We start from the raw sequence: 16,969 nt of genomic DNA, 5'->3' as shown, positions 1-16,969 counted from the left end.
ATAGCCGAAGCGCAAAAGGCAGTCCACTAATGCGTGGACTGCCTTTTGGCGGCGGACTCGCCGAGCAGGTAACGGTTGATCGTCGTCTCCAGAAGATCCGGACGGATCGGCTTGCTGATGTAGTCCGTCATGCCGGCCTCCAGGCATTTCTGCCTGTCGCCGGGCAGCACGTTGGCCGTCATCGCGATGATCGTCGGGTGGGCCGAGCCGGACTGCCCGACGATCCGCCGCGTCGCCTCGAGTCCGTCCATGACCGGCATCTTCATGTCCATGAAGATGAGGTCATAGGAGCGGGCGAGCGCCATGTCGACGGCGAGCTCGCCGTTCTCCGCCACATCCGCCTCGACGCCGAAGCGGTCGAGCAGCTTGAGGATGAGCTTCTGGTTCACCTCGTTGTCCTCGGCGACCAGCACGCGAGGCGCTTCCTGCCTGCGGATGCGCGCCAGCCGCTCGGGCGGTGTCGGCGCGAAGGGCAGCACTCCGCCGCTGAGCGAGCGGTCCGGCAGCAGCGTCTCCATCTCCGGCAGGGCGGCGGCGCCGATCTCCGCGAAGGTGTCGCTCAGCATCGCCGAAAACGAGAACGGCTGGGAGGCTTCCCAGCGGGGAAAAGGCTCGGCTCCAGGCTCGAGCCTCGCCGGCGAGGGCAGCTCCGTCAGCCCGGAGCCCGGATTCTCCTCGAGCCGCTCCAGACGGACGGTGAAGGTGAATACCGCGCCGCAGGGCTCGTTGGGAGCGCAGGCGATCGAGCCGTCCATCAGCTCCACCAGGTTTTTGCAGATGGCGAGGCCGAGGCCCGTGCCGCCGTACTTGCGGGTCATCGACGAATCGAGCTGGGAGAACGGCTGGAACAGCTCCGCCAGCTTTTCCGCCGGAATGCCCACTCCCGTATCCCGCACCTGGAACTCGACCGTCAAGTCCCGGATCGACCCTGCGAACGGCTCGGAGCCCGGCCGCGCGGCGACCTCGATCCGACCCTCCGGCGTGAACTTGACCGCGTTGCTGACCAGATTCATGAGAATCTGGCGCAGCTTGGTCACGTCCCCGTAGACGTATTCAGGCAAGCTCTCGTCGACGGTGCAGAGCAGCTCGAGGCTGTTCTCCCGCGCCTTGCCGATGAACAGGTCCAGCGATTCGTCGAGGCAGCTCTTGAGGCTGAACGGAATCCGCTCCAGCTCCAGCTTGCCGGCCTCGATCTTCGCATAGTCGAGGATGTCGTTGATGACGCCGAGCAGGGAGTCTCCGCTCTTGAGGATGATTTCGGTAAAGTCGCGCTGCTCTTCGTCGAGGTCGGTTTCCGTCAGCAGATTGGTCATGCCGAGAATGCCGTTCATCGGCGTGCGGATCTCATGGCTGACCATCGCCAGGAATTCGGTCTTGGCGCGGTCGGCGATCTCCGCCGCCTCCTTGGCGGCGAGCAGCTCGCGCTCGGTCTTCTTGCGCTCGGTGATGTCGCTGACCGTGCAGGCATAGATGAGCTCGTCGTCGACATGCGTGCTGCCGAGCTTGATCTCGGCATGGAAGCGGCTGCCGTCCTTGCGCTGCGGCATCACCTCGATCAGCCGCCCGGAGATGAGGCCCTCGGCCGTCTGCTCCGTCATGCCCTCGAGCTGCTTGAGGCACAGCTCGGGCACTAGCTCATGGATATGCCTGCCGATGACCTCTCGCTCCGAATAGCTGAACATCGGCAGGATCGACGGGTTGACGGTCAGGATGATGCCGCCTCCGTCGAAGGTGATCATCGTGTCCATCGACGTGCTGCTGATGACGCTTTTGATCGCTTCCGCCTTGGTCAGCTGATACGCCGTGCGCATCAGCTCCTTGTTCATCCGCTCCAGCTCCTGCGTCTGCTGCTGGAGCAGGATCTTCTGCTGCTGGAGCTTCTTGTTGCTGACGTACATGCCGACGAAGCCCTCGATCTTCGAGCGGAAGATCTGCGGCACGAACGGCTTGAGCATGTAGTCGATGGCGCCGACGGCGTAGCCGGTGAACAAGTGCTGCGACTCCTTGCTCGTCGCGGAGACGAAGATGATCGGAATCTCCTTCGTCTTCTCCCTCGACTTGATCATGCGCGCCGTCTCGAAGCCGTCCATGCCGGGCATCTGGACGTCCATCACGATGACCGCGAAGTCGTCCTTGAGCAGCGCGCGCAGCGCCTCCTCTCCTGACAGGCACTTCACGAGATTGTAGTCGAGGTCGGCCAACACCGCTTCGATCGCAAGCAGGTTCTCCGGATAGTCGTCGACAAGCAGAATATTGATCGGTCCGTCGTAAGAGATCATGGTTCCCCCCCCTCTCTGAACGTGCGGCTACTTGATCTTGCGATAGATGCGGTTCACGAGGTCCAGATCGTCGAACTTGTCGGCATGCCGCGTGAAGTTGATCGACTCCTTCGTGCCGAGCAGCAGCACGCCGAACATGCTGAGGCTGTCGTACAGCAGCCCGTGCACGTGATTTTGCAGCTCCTTGTTGAAGTAGATCATCACGTTGCGGCAGAGGATGACGTGGAACTCGTTGAACGAACCGTCCGTTACCAGATTATGCTGGGCGAAGACGATATTTTTCTTCAGGAAGCTTTGGAAAATGACGGACTCGTACCGGGCCATGTAATAGTCCGAGAACGATTCCTTGCCGCCGCCGTCCTGATAATTGCGCGTATATTGCTGCATCCGCTCGATCGGGAAGACGCCCTGGCGGGCGACGTCGAGCACGGTGGCGCTCATGTCCGTCGCATAGATGCGGGTTTTCTCGAGCAGCCCTTCCTCGTGGAGCAGGATCGCCATCGAATAGACTTCTTCGCCTGTCGAGCAGCCGGCATGCCAGATGCGGATGAACGGATAGGTTCTGAGCAGCGGCACGACATTTTCGCGGAACGATCGGAACGCTTCCGGATCCCGGAACATCTCCGTGACGTGGATCGTCAGATCGGACAGCAGCCTTTCCATGCAGCTGCGGTCATGGACCATCTTGTCGGTCAGGGAGGTCACCGTCGCCAGCCTCTCGGCGTGGACGCGATGCCAGACCCTGCGCCGGATCGAGGCATAGGCGTAATTGCGGAAATCGTACCCGTACAGCCGGTACATCGCCTCCAGCAGCAGCTCGATCTCGACTTGTTCCCTCTCGTCCGCCTCGCTTGGACGAAGCTTGCTGTTATTTATACAACCACACCCTCATTAATGAAAGCAGCTGGTCGACATTCACCGGCTTGGCGATGTAGTCGCTGGCCCCTGCCTCAATGCATTTGTCCCGATCGCCCTTCATCGCCTTGGCGGTGACGGCGATGATCGGCAGCTTGTCGAAGCGGCTGTCCGCCCGCAGCAGCCTCATCGCCTCGTAGCCGTCCATTTCCGGCATCATGATGTCCATCAGCACCAGATCGAGATCCGGGTTCTTCTCGATCTGCTCGATCGCCTCGCGGCCGTTCTCCGCATAGATGATGTTCATCTTGTAGCCTTCGAGCACGTTGGAGAGGGCGAACACGTTGCGGATGTCGTCGTCGACGATCAGCACGTTGCGGTCTTCGAAAATCGTCTCGACGCTGTGCAGCTTGCGCAGCACGCTTCGCTTGTCTTCCGGCAGGTCGGCCTCGACGCGGTGCAGGAACAGCGTCGTCTCGTCGAGCAGGCGCTCCGGAGACTTCACGTCCTTGACGATGATCGTCTCGGCGTATTTCTTGAGCATCATCTCTTCGCGCTTGTCGAGCTCCCGGCCCGTGTAGATGATGATCGGCAGATCGTGGAGCTCCTCGTTGCGCCGGATCTGGTCCAGCAGCTCGAAGCCGCTGATGTCCGGCAGCCCGAGGTCGAGCACCATGCAGTCGTAGCGATGCTCGGTCAGCTCGCGGAGCGCTTCCTTGCCCGAGGAGACGCCGGTGATGACGAGGTCGTCGTGGCCGATCAGCTCCTCGATCGCGAGCCGCTGCGCCTGATCGTCCTCGACGATGAGCAGCCGCTTCAGGTTGCGCTCCAGGAACAGTCCGATCTGCGTGAACAGATTGTCGAGATGCTCCTTGGTGACCGGCTTTTTGAGATAGGCGATCGCGCCTAGCGACAGCCCCTGCTGCACCTCGTCGATGACCGAGATGAGATGCACCGGGATATGCCGCGTATCGGCATCGTTCTTGAGATGATGGAGGACGGACCAGCCGTCCATGACCGGCATCTGGATATCGAGCAGGATCGCGTCCGGAACATACGTCCTCGCCAGCGACAAGCCCTTGTCTCCCTGTCCGGCCGTGATCGCCTTGAAGCCGCGCGAGCGGGCGATGTCGACGAGCACCTTGGCGAAAGCCACGTCGTCCTCGATGATGAGCACGACCTTGTCGCCTTCCTCCAGGTTTTTCAGATCGTCTTCGACCTCCTGCAGCACGCGGACCGGCTCTTCGGCCTGACGGCGCGGCGCCGCCGCGATTGCCGGCCGGCCCGGCGACAGGGCGGCGGCCGCTTCGCTCATGCCCCCGAAGCTTGCTCCCGCGTCGAACTCGGCTGGTTCCGTCAGACTTTTAACGATATGGAACTCCGGCAAGGTGAGGACAAAGGAGCTCCCTTCTCCCGGCTTGCTCGTCAGCCTCACGTCGCCGCCGAGCAGCTTGGCGAGATCGCGGCTGATCGCGAGGCCGAGGCCCGTGCCGCCGTACTTGCGGCTCGTCGTGCCGTCGACCTGCTGGAACGCCTCGAAAATGATCGCTTGCTTGTCTTCCGGAATGCCGATGCCGGTATCGCGCACCTCGAAGGAAATCCATTCGCCCTCGGCCTGCTCCGGAAGCTCCGGCCCGGATGCCTTGCGGATATGCAGGGCGACCGAGCCCTGGCTCGTGAACTTGAACGCGTTGGAGAGCAGATTGCGAAGGATCTGCTTGACCCGGTGGCTGTCGGTGAACAGCTCGGTCGGCACGTCCTCGTCGATTTTCGTCTCGAACACGAGATCCTTCTGCGCGCTCAGCGGCTGGAAGCTGCGCAGCGCGTACTGCTCCAGGTCGCGGATCGGCACATGCTCGGTGACGACGTCCATCTTGCCCGCGCCGATCTTGGACAGGTCGAGAATCTCGTCGATCAGCTTCAGCAGATCCGAGCCGGAGCCGTGAATCGTCGTCGCGAATTCAATCTGCTTCTTCGTCAGATTGCCTTCCTTATTGTCGGACAGCATCTGCGACAGGATCAGCAGGCTGTTGAGCGGAGTCCGAAGCTCATGCGACATGTTGGCCAGGAATTCCGACTTGTACTTGGAGGCGAGGCCGAGCTGCACGGCCTGCTTTTCGAGCGCGTCGCGCGTCTGCTCGATCTGCTGGCTGCGCTTCTGCGTCTCCTTCATCTGCAGCTCCAGCATATGCGTCTTCTGGAGTAGCTCCTCGTTCGTCTGCTCGAGCTCCTCCTGCTGCGACTGCAGCTTCTCCTCGGAAGACTTGAGCGCTCTCGTCTGCTCCTCGAGCCGTTCGTTGGAGCTGCGCAGCTCCTCCTGCTGGCTGATGAGCTCCTCCGACTGCGACTGCAGCTCCTCGCTCATCGTCTGCGACTCGCGCAGCAGCTCCTCGATGCGGATGCGGCCGAACAGATTGTGCAGCACCATGCCGACCGACTCGCCGATCTGCTTCAGCAGCTCCAGATGGATCGCGGTGAACGTCTGCAGCGTGCCGAGCTCGATGACGCCGATGACCTTGTTCTGATAATGGAGCGGCAGAATATGCAGCTCGCGCACGGCCGACTCGCCGATGCCGGAGGATACCTTGAGGTAATCGCTCGGCACCTCGGTCAGATGCACGGCCCGGCCGTCGGCGGCCGCCTGGCCCGTCAAGCCCTCGTTCAGACGGACGACGGAACGCATACGGCCGCCCTCCATGCCGGCATAGCTGCCGCGCAGCGTCAGCGTCTGGGCTTCTCCCATATGGTCGCGCACGTAGAACGCCGCATACGTCGCTCCGGTCAGCGGCGCGATCAGCTCCGCCAGCTTGCCCGACAGGCGGTCCAGGTCGGTGATGCCCTGCGCCTCCACGGTGACGTTGGCCAGATTCGTCTTGAGCCAGGTCTGCTCCTGCATATTCTGGTTGTAGATTCTCTCCGCCTCGGTCTTTTCATCCAGATCGTCGGCGAGCGCGATGAAGGCGTCCGTCACTTCCTTGAACTCGCCCTCCTGCTTCTCCGCCAGCCGGCGGGACTCCGCCGTCGAGCCGCCCTGGGCGAAGCCGGCGATCATCGCCGACAGGCCGCGGAAGCCGCGATTGAGCGACTTCGTGTTCCAGGCCATGATGAACGCTCCGGCCAGCACGCCCGCTACCGTCAGGGCGACCATAATGTTCGTCGTCGCCTCGTTGTCCGCGCGCGTCTGCTCCACGAGCTGGGTCAGGGCGTTGCGGTGGTAGCTCGACAGCTTCTCGATATCGGCGACGAGCGATTCCTGGAATTCCAGTCCTTGCGCTTCGCGCAGCGCGACCGCCTCGGCGCCCTTGCCGGAGCTCACGAGTGAGAGCGCCTGGTCCACATAGCCGAAGAAGTCGGCGGCAGAGCCTGTGATATCCTCCATCATGGAGATTTCGGACGCATTGGTCGAAAGCGATTTGAGCCTTTCGATGCCTTCCAGGACGTTCTGGCGCATCGCCTCGATGTTCCCGCGGTTTTTCTCGACCGTCTGGGCCGTCGGAACGGTCAGCACGTTGACCATGAATTTGGCCACATTGTTCGCGTTGCCCCGCATGTCCGTCGCCACGTAGACCTTTGTATAGCGGTCGTCGTAAATCTCGTTGAGCTGGTCGCTCATGCTGAACAGGTTCCGCACGCCCGCGATGCTGAGGATGATGATGATCGCCAGCAGCAGGGAGAAGCCGATCTGAACTTTCGTCCGGATTTTCATGTAGGTGCTCACCGATTCCCCTCTTATATGAATGTCATTCTATGACTATCGTTCTGTAACGATCTTTCTTGATCAAAAACGGTCCTTCCAATCTATTTTACAGGAGCCGCGAAGCGATCGTCACCCCGAATCCGCAACAAAATATGGGTGTTTGCCCAGGTACGCACGAAGCGGCCGCAACCTCCAGAGGCAGCGACCGAATCGATTCAACATCATATGAAATTGAAATACCCGCTTCCGAGCCTATTGAAACAGAGGAATCGACATTTATTTTATTGCTGCGGGGAGGACCAGAAAAAGTCGATCGAGACAAGCTCTCCGCTGAGAGGATCGAGGAACAGCTTGGCGGCGAAGCCGCGCTCGTCGACATAACCGACGCCGTCGTCAGCCGTGAACATCGGCTGGCCGAACGCCTCCGTCCATCCCTCGAGCGAAATCGGCAGGCTGCCGCTCTCGAGCTCGATCCGCCCCTCTCCGGCCGGCACGCTCACATACTCCACGCTGCCGCCGGTGAAGCCGACCTCCATGCCGGGATAGGTCCACGCCGTCTGTTCGGGCAGCAGCTCGTCGCGCTGCGCCGACTGCGGGATGCCGATCTCGGTCACGACCTGCTCCTTGGCGTCGGAAAGGCCCACTCCATTCACTTCGCTGAAATCCAGCGCCGGCTCCTCCGACATGGCGGCCTCGTCCTGCAAAAAGGCCGAATACGCCGGCGAAGCTGCGCGGACCGCAGCCTCATTCGAATCATCCGCCACCGCCGGTCCGACGGCGACCGCCGGAGAAGGCGCATAAGCGGGGCGCATGAGCACGCCGATCGTAACCCCCGTCATCAGCAGGCAAGCAGCGGCAACCAGAGCGACGATCCGTTTCATGCGCCTTCCTCCTCGTAAGTGGAATCTTCCGTTTCTTGCTTGATTCCTTCATTTACCACGAGATTCGGACGGCGAAACAGCTCAAGGCGCAGGAAAAAAGCCGGCGGAACGGCGAATCAGAGCCGCTCCAGCTCCGCCAGCTCCCGCAGCAGCTCCTCGCGGGAAAAATGCTCTCCGATAAAGACGATCGCATCGGGCGCGGCGGAGGCCGTCGGCACGAAATCGGCTTCGCGGAACGCATACTGGAACAGATACCGGCTCGGCGTGTCGGCGAAGGTGACGATGCCTTTGGCCCGGTAGACGGCATCGGGCAGCCGTCTCAGCAGCTGCTCGAACGCGACGCTGTCGAACGGCCGTTCCGGGTAGTAGGAGACGGCCAGCAAATGCTCATGCCGTTGTCCGTGCGCGCAGGCGTGCCCCGCAGCATGCGTCTCTCCGCAGCCGCAGCCTGACGTTCCGTCCGGCGCTTGCCGTCGCTCGCGGATCTCCTCGCCGGCGATCGCCCTGCCGCTGGCGTTCAGGCCGTCGAGCCAGCCGTCCGGGACGGCGGCGCGCACCGTCACGGCCAGCTTCGCGCGGCCGTTCAGCTCGCGGAGCAGCTGCTCCAGCTCGACCCGCTCCTCCGGGTGCAGCTTGTCGGCCTTGTTGAGCACCAGATGCGTCGCGCAGCGGATGCCGTCCGTCAGCAGCCGGTACGTCCGCCGGCTTCCTTTGCGCAGCTGCAGCAGTCCCGGCCCGTCCACGACGGCGATCGCGGCAGCCAGATGGAGCGGGCGATGCAGCGAGGCTTCCATGACGTTTTCGACCAGCTCCAGCGGATTGGCCGCTCCGGTCGCCTCGACGAGGATCACATCCGGCCTGCGGTCGGCCAGCTGCAGCAGCTCCTCGGTCAGATCCGCCTTCATCGAGCAGCAGATGCAGCCGCTCAGCAGCTCGCTTACGGGCCTGCCGCCCGCTGGCAGCTCGTCGAACGCGACGTCTCCGAGCTCGTTCAGGATGACGGCGGCCAGCTTACCCTCCTCGCGGAACCGCTCTGCCAGCCGGGCGAGCAGCGTCGTCTTGCCGCTCCCCAAAAAGCCGCCCAGCAGGACGACCGGTATCGACGGAGCGGCCGCGGACGGAATCATTTCGTTCATGCTTGCATCTTCCTCCCCAAAACCGAAATTCCCATCCTATCAGTATACCTGCGGGTCGGCAGTCCGTACACCGGAAGCCGCGAGGCCATTTTTTTCTGTCAGATAAAGGGAATCGATCTGCGGATGGGGAATATTTACATTGGGATAACCGATCTTCGATATCGGAATATTTAATCCTATTAAACAAGCGAGTGGAAGGGGGGATTTCGGGGATACGGCTGTCGCCGGCATCGGGAAACGCGGAAAAGCCCCGGAAAGCGCTAGGCGCTCCGGGGCGGGCAAGGCGACGGTCAGTGGGTTTTGGCGATGACGAGAATCTTGCCTTGGTCGAGCACTTCCTCGTAGCGCTCCGCCTCCAGGTCCGTCAAGCCGACGGACTCCAGCTTCGAGCGCAGCTCGTCGCCGCGGGAGCGGAACATATTGGCCATGGAGTCGAATACGCCCTCCTCGGACATGCCGATCTTGTTCGCATCGGAATTTTCGACCAGCCGATCCGTCTGATCCTTGTCATGCGCCAGTACATAGATCTCATCCCGACCATATCCGCGACGGTTCAGTTCCCGTACGGCCGACATCGCGTCCGTGCCGTTCTCGACAACTTGAATGCTTGGTTTCATTGAAAATCCCTCCAGTTTGGTGTAGTCGGTCTTATCGGGAAGCCGCCAGCGCGGCGGCCTGTCCTCAGCCTAGGCATCTCTACCCTTGCCTTGCGGCTCATGAAACATTCAGGACCTTCTCCGCCGCGGCCAGTCCAGCCGAAACGCCGCTTCGTCGCTCCCCGGGCCGCTTGGCCCGCTTGTTTTCATTCGGTTTCAAAGTGTTCCGTGCCGTTTAGTTATAACCTAGACATGATATTCCGAGCGAAAAAATGGAGGGTACCGCCTAATGATCCAATCGAATGCTTGCCTTGCTATGCTTCTTGCCGGAGGCGAAGGAAAACGCCTCGCCCCTCTGACGAACCGACTCGCCAAGCCTGCGGTGCACTTCGGAGGCCGCTACCGCATCATCGACTTCCCGCTGAGCAACTGCGTCAATTCCGGCATCAACCGGATCGGCGTGCTGAGCCAATATATGAAGCAGTCGATCACGCAGCATATCGCGGACGGACGGGCTTGGGACAACGCCCGCATCGACCTGCTTTCCTCTAAGGATGAAAAGAACGGCTACGTCGGGACGGCCGACGCCATTTATCAACATATCGACTTCATCGAGAAGGAGAATCCGGAGCATGTGCTGATCGTCTCCGGCGACCATATCTATCAGATGGACTATACGGAAATGCTCACGTTCCACCGCCAGCGCGGCGCGGCTGCGACGATCGCGGTGAAGGAGGTGCCGTGGAGCGAGGCATCGCGCTTCGGCATCATGAATACGAACGAGCGGCTGCAGGTGACCGAGTTCGCCGAGAAGCCGGCCGAGCCCAAGAGCAACCTCGCTTCCATGGGCGTCTATATTTTCCGCTGGGCCGACCTGAAGCAAGCTTTGGTGAAGGATGCCGAGTCGAGCCGCTCCTCCCATGACTTCGGCAAGGACATCATTCCGCAGCTGCTCTCCGAGGGCAGCAGCGTCGTCGCGTTTCCTTTCCAAGGCTATTGGAAGGATGTCGGCACGCCGGACAGCCTGTGGGAAGCCCATATGGATCTGCTGAACGGCGTCATCGACCTGAACCGTCCGGAATGGCCGATGTACACGCCGTCCCTCGACCTGAGCCCGGCCGTCTACGTCGAAGGGCGCGGCGAGGTGTCCAACTCGATCGTGCAGCGCGGCTGCCGCATCCAAGGCTCGGTCGAAGGCTCCATCCTGTTCCATAGCGTGCAGATCGGAGAAGGCAGCACGATTACGGACAGCATCATCATGCCCGGAGCCCGGATCGGCCGAGGCGTGCATGTGCACCGCGCGATCGTCGGCGAGGGCGCTTATGTCGCCGACGGCTCGACGATCGAGGGCACGGGCGAGAAGCTTACCGTGCTCGGAGCCGGAGAGTTCCGCTACAGCCGCTCCCCGCTTCGTCGCCTGCGTCCTGCCGCAGCGATGGAGGAGATCCGCACCGGCTCTTGAGGAGCCGGTTCAGGCTTGAGGGTTCAGGCGAAAGCGGGCCTGCGGAGATTGACTCCGAGATTGGGGATGGCCTGTCCGAGCCGGAAGCCGCTCCGGGCACGGACCCTCTTTCCGATTCCGCTGATGCCCAGATTCCTTTGATCTCCCTTCCCGAAAAGGATGGGATCCGGCCATCAAGGGAAACGCTCCCGCTTCTCCAAGAGGGTTCCGTTCCCGCCGCTTTCTGTTCTGCCATTTCCAAGGCAGCTCGAACGATCCAAGCTGTCCATCCGCATAAAAGCAAAAGGGACGAACTGGAGCCAGACTCCGTTTCGTCCCTTTTTGCGTTTTTAGCCTGGCTGCGGCGGCGATCCCGCTCCGCCTTGCCGATGCGGAGGCCGAAGGGCGCTCGCGGCCGAGGCTGCGGCTGCGATCATGGGGCGTCGAACACGCCCATGCTCAAATACCGCTCGCCGCTGTCCGGCGCCATGCAGAGCACCCGCTTGCCCGGACCAAGCCGGGCCGCCTCCCGCAGCGCCGCCCAGACGGCCGCTCCGCCGGACGGGCCGATCAACAGCCCCTCCTCGCGCGCCAGCCGCCGGCATGTCTCCAGCGCCTGCTCGTCCTGCACCTGCACGATCTCGTCGTAGACGGACGTGTTGAGGATGGCAGGCACGAAGCCCGGGCTCGTGCCGACGAGCTTATGCGGTCCTGGCTCGCCGCCCGACAGCACCGGCGAGCCTGCGGGCTCGACGACGACGATGCGGAGACCGGGCAGCCGGCGCCTCAGCTCCTCCCCGGTGCCGGTGATCGTGCCGCCCGTGCCGGCCGTCGCGACAAAGGCGTCCAGCCGGCCGTCCATCTGCTCCCAGATTTCCGCGGCCGTCGTCAAGCGATGCGCGTCGGGGTTGGCAGGGTTTTCGAACTGCTGCGGGATGAAGCTTCCCGGGATGCCGGCGGCCAGCTCCTCCGCCTTGCGGATCGTGCCCGGCATCCGCTCGGCTGCCGGCGTCAGCACGACCTCCGCCCCATAGGCGCGGAGGATGCCGATCCGCTCCTTGGTCGCGTTGTCCGGCATGACGAGAATCGCGCGGTAGCCGCGCGCGGCCGCGTTCATCGCCAGTCCGATGCCGGTGTTGCCGCTTGTCGGCTCGATGATCGTGCCGCCGGGCAGCAGCCGTCCGGATTTTTCGGCTTCAAGGATGAGATTGGCGGCGGCGCGGTCCTTCACGCTCCCGCTCGGATTGAAGCTCTCCAGCTTGACGCAGACTTCGGCCAGCTCCGGGCCGGCCAGGCGGTTCAGCCGCACGGCGGGCGTGTCCCCGATCAGCTCCGTGACGGAGCGGACGATTCTAGGCGGCATGGTCTGCCCCTCCTCTTCCTTTTGCGATATGACCCATCGTAAAGGAAGAGGAGGCCGGAATCAACCGGCCTCCCCGAACCGGCTCTGCGGCTGTCGCTATGCGGCATGCCCGTCCGTCCTGCTTCAGCGCTTTTTCCACTGCTCCAGCTGCTGCTCCGCCAGATCGCCCAAGTTCAGCCCTGCGGCGCGGGAGACTTTGGCTTTGGAGCCTCTCTTCTCCAGCTGGATGCGGAATTTCTCCAGCGCCTTGGCCGCCTGCTCGGCGCGGCCGGCTTCGTCATGCCGCCAAGCCTGCTCCCACGACGCTTCAAGCTGCTTCACGATCGGCCCCGACAGCTCGCCTGCTCCGGCATAGTGCTGCAGCTGCCGGCCGAGCTGCGCCAGCAGGCCCGGCTGCCGGATCGACGCCGACTTGACCGCGGACCAATCCATGTCCGAGCCGAAATAGTAGCTCGGATACGACGGCTGGTTGTAGGTCGTGTTCTGACGCGCGACTTCGGCCCGGTACTGCGGGTCGAGCATCGGCGTCACGAGCTTGCGGCTCGCAAGCTCCGTGCTGAGGTAGATCCGGATGGCGGAGCTGTCCGCCGTGCGGACGAGCAGCTCCTCGCGCCAATCGCCGAAAACATCGGCGACGAGGCCCGGATTGCCCTTCGTGCCGTTGTTCGTCTTCGTCCCTTCGGCCGTCAGCAGCGTGCCGCGGCGCCAGTCCTGGATCGTCGGCGTGACGTCGATCGCGCCGTCGACGATCTGCGTCGTGCCGTCCGCCGCCCAGCGGATGCTCATGTTCGTGCCGGGAGCCTTGCTGCCGATCTGCGTGCCTTTCGCGTTCCACAGCGCCCCCGCCGGAGCGAGCGGCACGCCGGCCCACGCCTCGTACCCCGGCTGGGACGGATCGACGTCGCCGACCATGCCGCGGCCGGTATCCTTGCCGGTGTAGCCGCCCCACAGCACGCTCCCCGTCGCCGCGTCCCGCATCGCATAGCCGTAAGGCGCGTACGTCCCGCCTTCGTGGACCGTGAAGATCTCGAGGCCAGGCCGCTGCGGATCCAGATCGCCGACATGCATCGCGTCGCCATGGCCGAGACGAGCCGTTTCGCCCGGCTGAGCGCTCTCCGCAGGCATGAGCGCCTTGGAGCTGTACAGCAGCGAGCCGTCGTCGTCGATCGTCGCCGAGCCGTAGACGATCTCCTGCCTGCCGTCGCCGTCCACGTCGGCCGCGCTCATCGAGTGGAAGCCCTGCGTCGTCAGCGAGCCGAACTCCGGATCCGTGCCGTCGCGGCCGTGAGGACCGTCGTTGAACGGATTCGTCATCGGCGTCCAGCCGCTGTCCACGTACCAGTATTCCCGCAGCCGCTTGCCGTCCCAGCCGTAGGAGACGAGCGTCGAGCGGGTGTAGTAGCCGCGGGCGAACACGGCGTACGGCTTGCTGCCGTCCAAATAAGCGACGCCGGCCAGGAAGCGGTCGACGCGGTTGCCGGGCTCGATCCGGGCCATCGCGTAATCGCCCCAGCGCAGGCCGTCGTCTTCCCGGCCCGGCTTGTACGGAATCGTCTGCAGCTCCGCCCCCGTCCGCCCGTCGAATACGCTCAAGTATTCCGGACCGTCGACGATGAAGCCCTCGAACGCCCGCAGATTGTTGCGTGCGCTGCGCGCCGGAGCGTACACGTCCATGAAGTAGTCGGCCAGCTCTCTCGCGTCCTCCAAAGAGAGCGGGTAGCTGAACTTCGGCTCGATGCCGAACGCCTCCTCCAGCGTCGCCGGCCAGCTGCCGTCCTTGACCTCCGGCTGCTGATGCCACTCGCGGAACAGCTTCACGACATGATCGTAGTAGCCTTGCTTGCTCAGGCGATAGTCGTCCTGATGGCTGTATCCGGCCGAGACATCCGCCTTCGGCATCGTCACGTAGGCTTCCTTCCGCACGCTGCCGTCCGGCGCATACGTCGTGACCTTCGTGCCCGGAGCGGTCTTGAACATGATCTCCGACTTGCCGTCGCCGTCGAAATCGTAGACGAGGAACTGCGTATAATGCGCTCCGGCCCGGATGTTGACGCCGAGATCATAGCGGTAGAGCAGCGTGCCGTCGAGGCGATAGCAGTCGATGTAGACGTTGCCCGTATAGCCGATCTGCGACACATCCTTGGAGTTCGACGGGTCCCATTTGACGAAAAACTCGTACTGCCCGTCCCCGTCGACATCGCCGACGCTCATGTCGTTCGCGCTGTACGTGTACGCCTCGCCGACCGGAGTGACGCCGTCCGCCGGCTTGCGCAGCTTGAGGTCCAGATAGGCGTTCGTCCATGGCCGGACGGACGCGCTTTCGTTCCTCTCCTTGCCGCCGCGCACGGCGACGACCTTATACGCCGAGCTGCCCGAGCCGCCGCGGTCCACGTAGTTCGTGCTGTCCTTCACCTCCGCCAGCTTGCGCCCATCCCGGTAAACCTGGAACGTCGTGCCGGCATCCTTGCCCGCGCGGGCCGCCCCTTCCTCTCCCGCGAGCAGGCGCCAGCTCAGGAACACCCCCTCCGACGTCGCCGCAGCGACAAGCCCGCGGTCCAGATACTCCATCTGGTAGCTCGCTTTTGCGGGCGAATGCGATTTACCGGCAGTCGCGCTCGCGGACGCCGCAGCCGATGGCTGCGCGGATGCCCCGGCGCCAGAAGCCGCGCCTGTCGCCAGCATCGTCGCCGCCAGGCCGATCGCGGCCGCTCGCCTTCCGGGTTTGAATCGTTTCGTCATATCCAAGCTCCCCTCGCCGTATGAATGGTTGCGCTTTCAATTGACGCGTTGCTCCAGCTTGACCGCTGACCTCCTTCCCGTGTCTAGTCCCTATTGTAAAATCGTTATCCATTCGTTTCCATGCATACGGGAGAGGTTTTTGATCATAAATCAGTGGTTGTGCTAAAAGCGATCCGGCTTGCGCGGATGCGAAACGCGCCAGCAGAGCCAGCAACATAGAGCCGAATTAAAAAAAAGACGGGACCTCGAAAGGTCCCGTCTTCTTCTCTTGCTGGATCAGGCTAGTTGGCCCGGCACTTACATCATGCCGCCCATTCCGCCCATTCCGCCCATGTCTGGCATGGCCGGCTTATCCTTCTCCGGCTTGTCGACGACGACCGCTTCGGTCGTCAGGACGACAGCCGCTACGGAAGCGGCGTTCTGCAGCGCGGAACGCGTCACCTTCGTCGGATCGACGATGCCGGCTTCGAACATGTTGACCCAGTCGCCGGTAGCGGCGTTGTAGCCGATGCCGACCGGTTCCTTTTTGAGGCGCTCGACGATGACGGAGCCCTCTACGCCTGCGTTGGTCGCAATCGTGCGGACCGGCTCTTCCAGAGCGCGCAGGATGATGTTGACGCCGGTCTTCTCTTCGCCGGTCACGTCCAGAGCCGCAACGGCGCTGTATACGTTCACGAGAGCCGTGCCGCCGCCGGATACGATGCCTTCTTCAACGGCAGCGCGCGTGGAGTTCAGAGCGTCTTCGATGCGCAGCTTGCGCTCTTTGAGCTCGGTTTCCGTCGCAGCGCCGACCTTGATGACGGCTACGCCGCCGGACAGCTTCGCCAGACGCTCTTGCAGCTTCTCGCGGTCGAAGTCGGACGTCGTTTCTTCCAGCTGGGCGCGGATCTGCTTCACGCGGACTTCGATGTCCGTCTTGTCGCCGGCGCCGTCCACGATGATCGTGTTCTCTTTGGTCACGCGGATCTGGCGAGCGGAGCCGAGCTGCTCGACCGTCGTGGACTTGAGGTCCAGGCCAAGCTCCTCGGTGATCACTTGGCCGCCCGTCAGAGCGGCGATGTCGCCGAGCATCGCTTTGCGGCGGTCGCCGAAGCCAGGAGCCTTGACGGCAACGCAAGTGAACGTGCCGCGCAGACGGTTGACGATCAGCGTCGCTTGAGCTTCGCCTTCCACGTCTTCCGCAATGATCAGCAGCTGCTTGCCGGATTGGACGACCTTCTCGAGCACCGGCAGGATCTCCTGGATGTTGGAGATCTTCTTGTCGGTGATGAGGATGTAAGGGTTGTCGAGCACCGCTTCCATCTTGTCCGTATCGGTGATCATGTACGGGGAGACGTAGCCGCGGTCGAACTGCATGCCTTCTACGACTTCAAGCTCGGTGTAGAAGCCTTTGGACTCCTCGACCGTGATGACGCCGTCGTTGCCGACCTTCTGCATCGCTTCGGCGATCAGCTGGCCGACTTCCTCGTCGCCGGAAGAGATCGCAGCGACTTGAGCGATCGACTGCTGGCCCTCGATCGGCTTGGAGATGTTTTTCAGCTCCTCGACCGCAGCGCGGACCGCTTTTTCGATGCCTTTGCGCAGGACGATCGGGTTCGCGCCCGCCGTCACGTTTTTCAGGCCTTCGCGGATGATCGCCTGGGCGAGCACCGTCGCGGTCGTCGTGCCGTCGCCGGCGACGTCGTTCGTCTTGGTCGCGACTTCTTTGACGAGCTGAGCGCCCGCGTTTTCGAACGGATCTTCGAGCTCGATCTCTTTTGCGATGGATACGCCGTCATTGGTGATGAGCGGGCTGCCGAATTTCTTCTCGAGCACGACGTTGCGGCCTTTCGGTCCGAGCGTCACCTTTACTGCATTCGCCAGAGCATCCACCCCGCGCAGCATGCCGCGGCGAGCGTCTTCGCTGAACTTGATTTCTTTCGCCATCGTTCGTTACCTCCCGAGTGATGATTGGATTGTGGTCCTAAGTATGAAAGCCGAGC

Annotated in this window: 10 protein-coding genes; 1 reads left to right on the top strand and 9 read right to left on the bottom strand. The window is 62.8% G+C overall.

Annotated elements, in window-relative coordinates; all coding sequences use genetic code 11:
* Positions 1 to 26 precede the first annotated feature (26 nt).
* The 6 genes from NYE40_RS06940 to NYE40_RS06915 all read right to left on the bottom strand — a co-directional run bounded on the left by NYE40_RS06940 (position 27) and on the right by NYE40_RS06915 (position 9,465).
* Positions 27 to 2,279 carry a response regulator gene (locus NYE40_RS06940; RefSeq protein ID WP_153783121.1) on the bottom strand — a complete coding sequence of 751 codons (2,253 nt, stop codon included), beginning with the start codon at positions 2,277 to 2,279 and terminating at the stop codon, positions 27 to 29.
* A 27-nt stretch (positions 2,280 to 2,306) separates the two neighbouring features.
* Positions 2,307 to 3,155 carry a protein-glutamate O-methyltransferase CheR gene (locus NYE40_RS06935; RefSeq protein WP_101808751.1) on the bottom strand — a complete coding sequence of 283 codons (849 nt, stop codon included), beginning with the start codon at positions 3,153 to 3,155 and terminating at the stop codon, positions 2,307 to 2,309.
* Positions 3,148 to 6,852: a response regulator gene (locus NYE40_RS06930; RefSeq protein WP_323744192.1), complete on the bottom strand. Its 3,705-nt coding sequence runs from the start codon at positions 6,850 to 6,852 to the stop codon at positions 3,148 to 3,150. The genes NYE40_RS06935 and NYE40_RS06930 overlap by 8 nt, the downstream gene beginning before the upstream one ends.
* Positions 6,853 to 7,112: 260 nt before the next feature.
* Entirely contained in the window at positions 7,113 to 7,712 is a 600-nt protein-coding gene (locus NYE40_RS06925) for a hypothetical protein (protein WP_153783120.1), read from the bottom strand.
* A 116-nt stretch (positions 7,713 to 7,828) separates the two neighbouring features.
* Positions 7,829 to 8,848 carry a GTP-binding protein gene (locus tag NYE40_RS06920; RefSeq protein WP_339279663.1) on the bottom strand — a complete coding sequence of 340 codons (1,020 nt, stop codon included), beginning with the start codon at positions 8,846 to 8,848 and terminating at the stop codon, positions 7,829 to 7,831.
* 290 nt (positions 8,849 to 9,138) lie between these two features.
* Positions 9,139 to 9,465, bottom strand: coding sequence for a general stress protein (locus tag NYE40_RS06915; RefSeq protein ID WP_028600585.1), 327 nt, complete (start codon positions 9,463 to 9,465; stop codon positions 9,139 to 9,141).
* 268 nt (positions 9,466 to 9,733) lie between these two features.
* On the opposite strand from NYE40_RS06915, the gene NYE40_RS06910 reads away from it, so the two are divergent.
* Entirely contained in the window at positions 9,734 to 10,906 is a 1,173-nt protein-coding gene (locus NYE40_RS06910; protein ID WP_228551334.1) for a glucose-1-phosphate adenylyltransferase, read from the top strand.
* Positions 10,907 to 11,318: 412 nt separating this feature from the next.
* On the opposite strand, the gene cysK is transcribed toward NYE40_RS06910, so the two are convergent.
* The 3 genes from cysK to groL all read right to left on the bottom strand — a co-directional run bounded on the left by cysK (position 11,319) and on the right by groL (position 16,913).
* Complete coding sequence (gene cysK, locus NYE40_RS06905) at positions 11,319 to 12,248, bottom strand: cysteine synthase A (protein ID WP_028600587.1); 930 nt, start codon at positions 12,246 to 12,248, stop codon at positions 11,319 to 11,321.
* A gap of 123 nt (positions 12,249 to 12,371) precedes the next feature.
* Positions 12,372 to 14,987: a rhamnogalacturonan lyase gene (locus NYE40_RS06900; RefSeq protein WP_153783119.1), complete on the bottom strand. Its 2,616-nt coding sequence runs from the start codon at positions 14,985 to 14,987 to the stop codon at positions 12,372 to 12,374.
* Positions 14,988 to 15,284: 297 nt separating this feature from the next.
* Complete coding sequence (gene groL, locus NYE40_RS06895; protein ID WP_028600588.1) at positions 15,285 to 16,913, bottom strand: chaperonin GroEL; 1,629 nt, start codon at positions 16,911 to 16,913, stop codon at positions 15,285 to 15,287.
* Between the last annotated feature and the right edge of the window lie 56 nt (positions 16,914 to 16,969).

Origin of the sequence: Paenibacillus sp. FSL W8-1187 (assembly GCF_037965485.1) — a bacterium.
Classification (GTDB): Bacteria; Bacillota; Bacilli; order Paenibacillales; family Paenibacillaceae; genus Paenibacillus_O; species Paenibacillus_O pasadenensis.
The sequence above is the reverse complement of the archived record's forward strand: the minus strand, read 5'-3'. Positions and strand labels throughout refer to the sequence as shown.

Coding starts and splice junctions, on each gene's coding strand:
- groL (WP_028600588.1), bottom strand. CDS start 16,913: ATGGCGAAAGAAATCAAGTTCAGCGAAGACGCTCGCCGCGGCATGCTG.
- NYE40_RS06925 (WP_153783120.1), bottom strand. CDS start 7,712: ATGAAACGGATCGTCGCTCTGGTTGCCGCTGCTTGCCTGCTGATGACG.
- NYE40_RS06910 (WP_228551334.1), top strand. CDS start 9,734: ATGATCCAATCGAATGCTTGCCTTGCTATGCTTCTTGCCGGAGGCGAA.
- NYE40_RS06940 (WP_153783121.1), bottom strand. CDS start 2,279: ATGATCTCTTACGACGGACCGATCAATATTCTGCTTGTCGACGACTAT.
- NYE40_RS06900 (WP_153783119.1), bottom strand. CDS start 14,987: ATGACGAAACGATTCAAACCCGGAAGGCGAGCGGCCGCGATCGGCCTG.
- NYE40_RS06920 (WP_339279663.1), bottom strand. CDS start 8,848: ATGAACGAAATGATTCCGTCCGCGGCCGCTCCGTCGATACCGGTCGTC.
- cysK (WP_028600587.1), bottom strand. CDS start 12,248: ATGCCGCCTAGAATCGTCCGCTCCGTCACGGAGCTGATCGGGGACACG.
- NYE40_RS06915 (WP_028600585.1), bottom strand. CDS start 9,465: ATGAAACCAAGCATTCAAGTTGTCGAGAACGGCACGGACGCGATGTCG.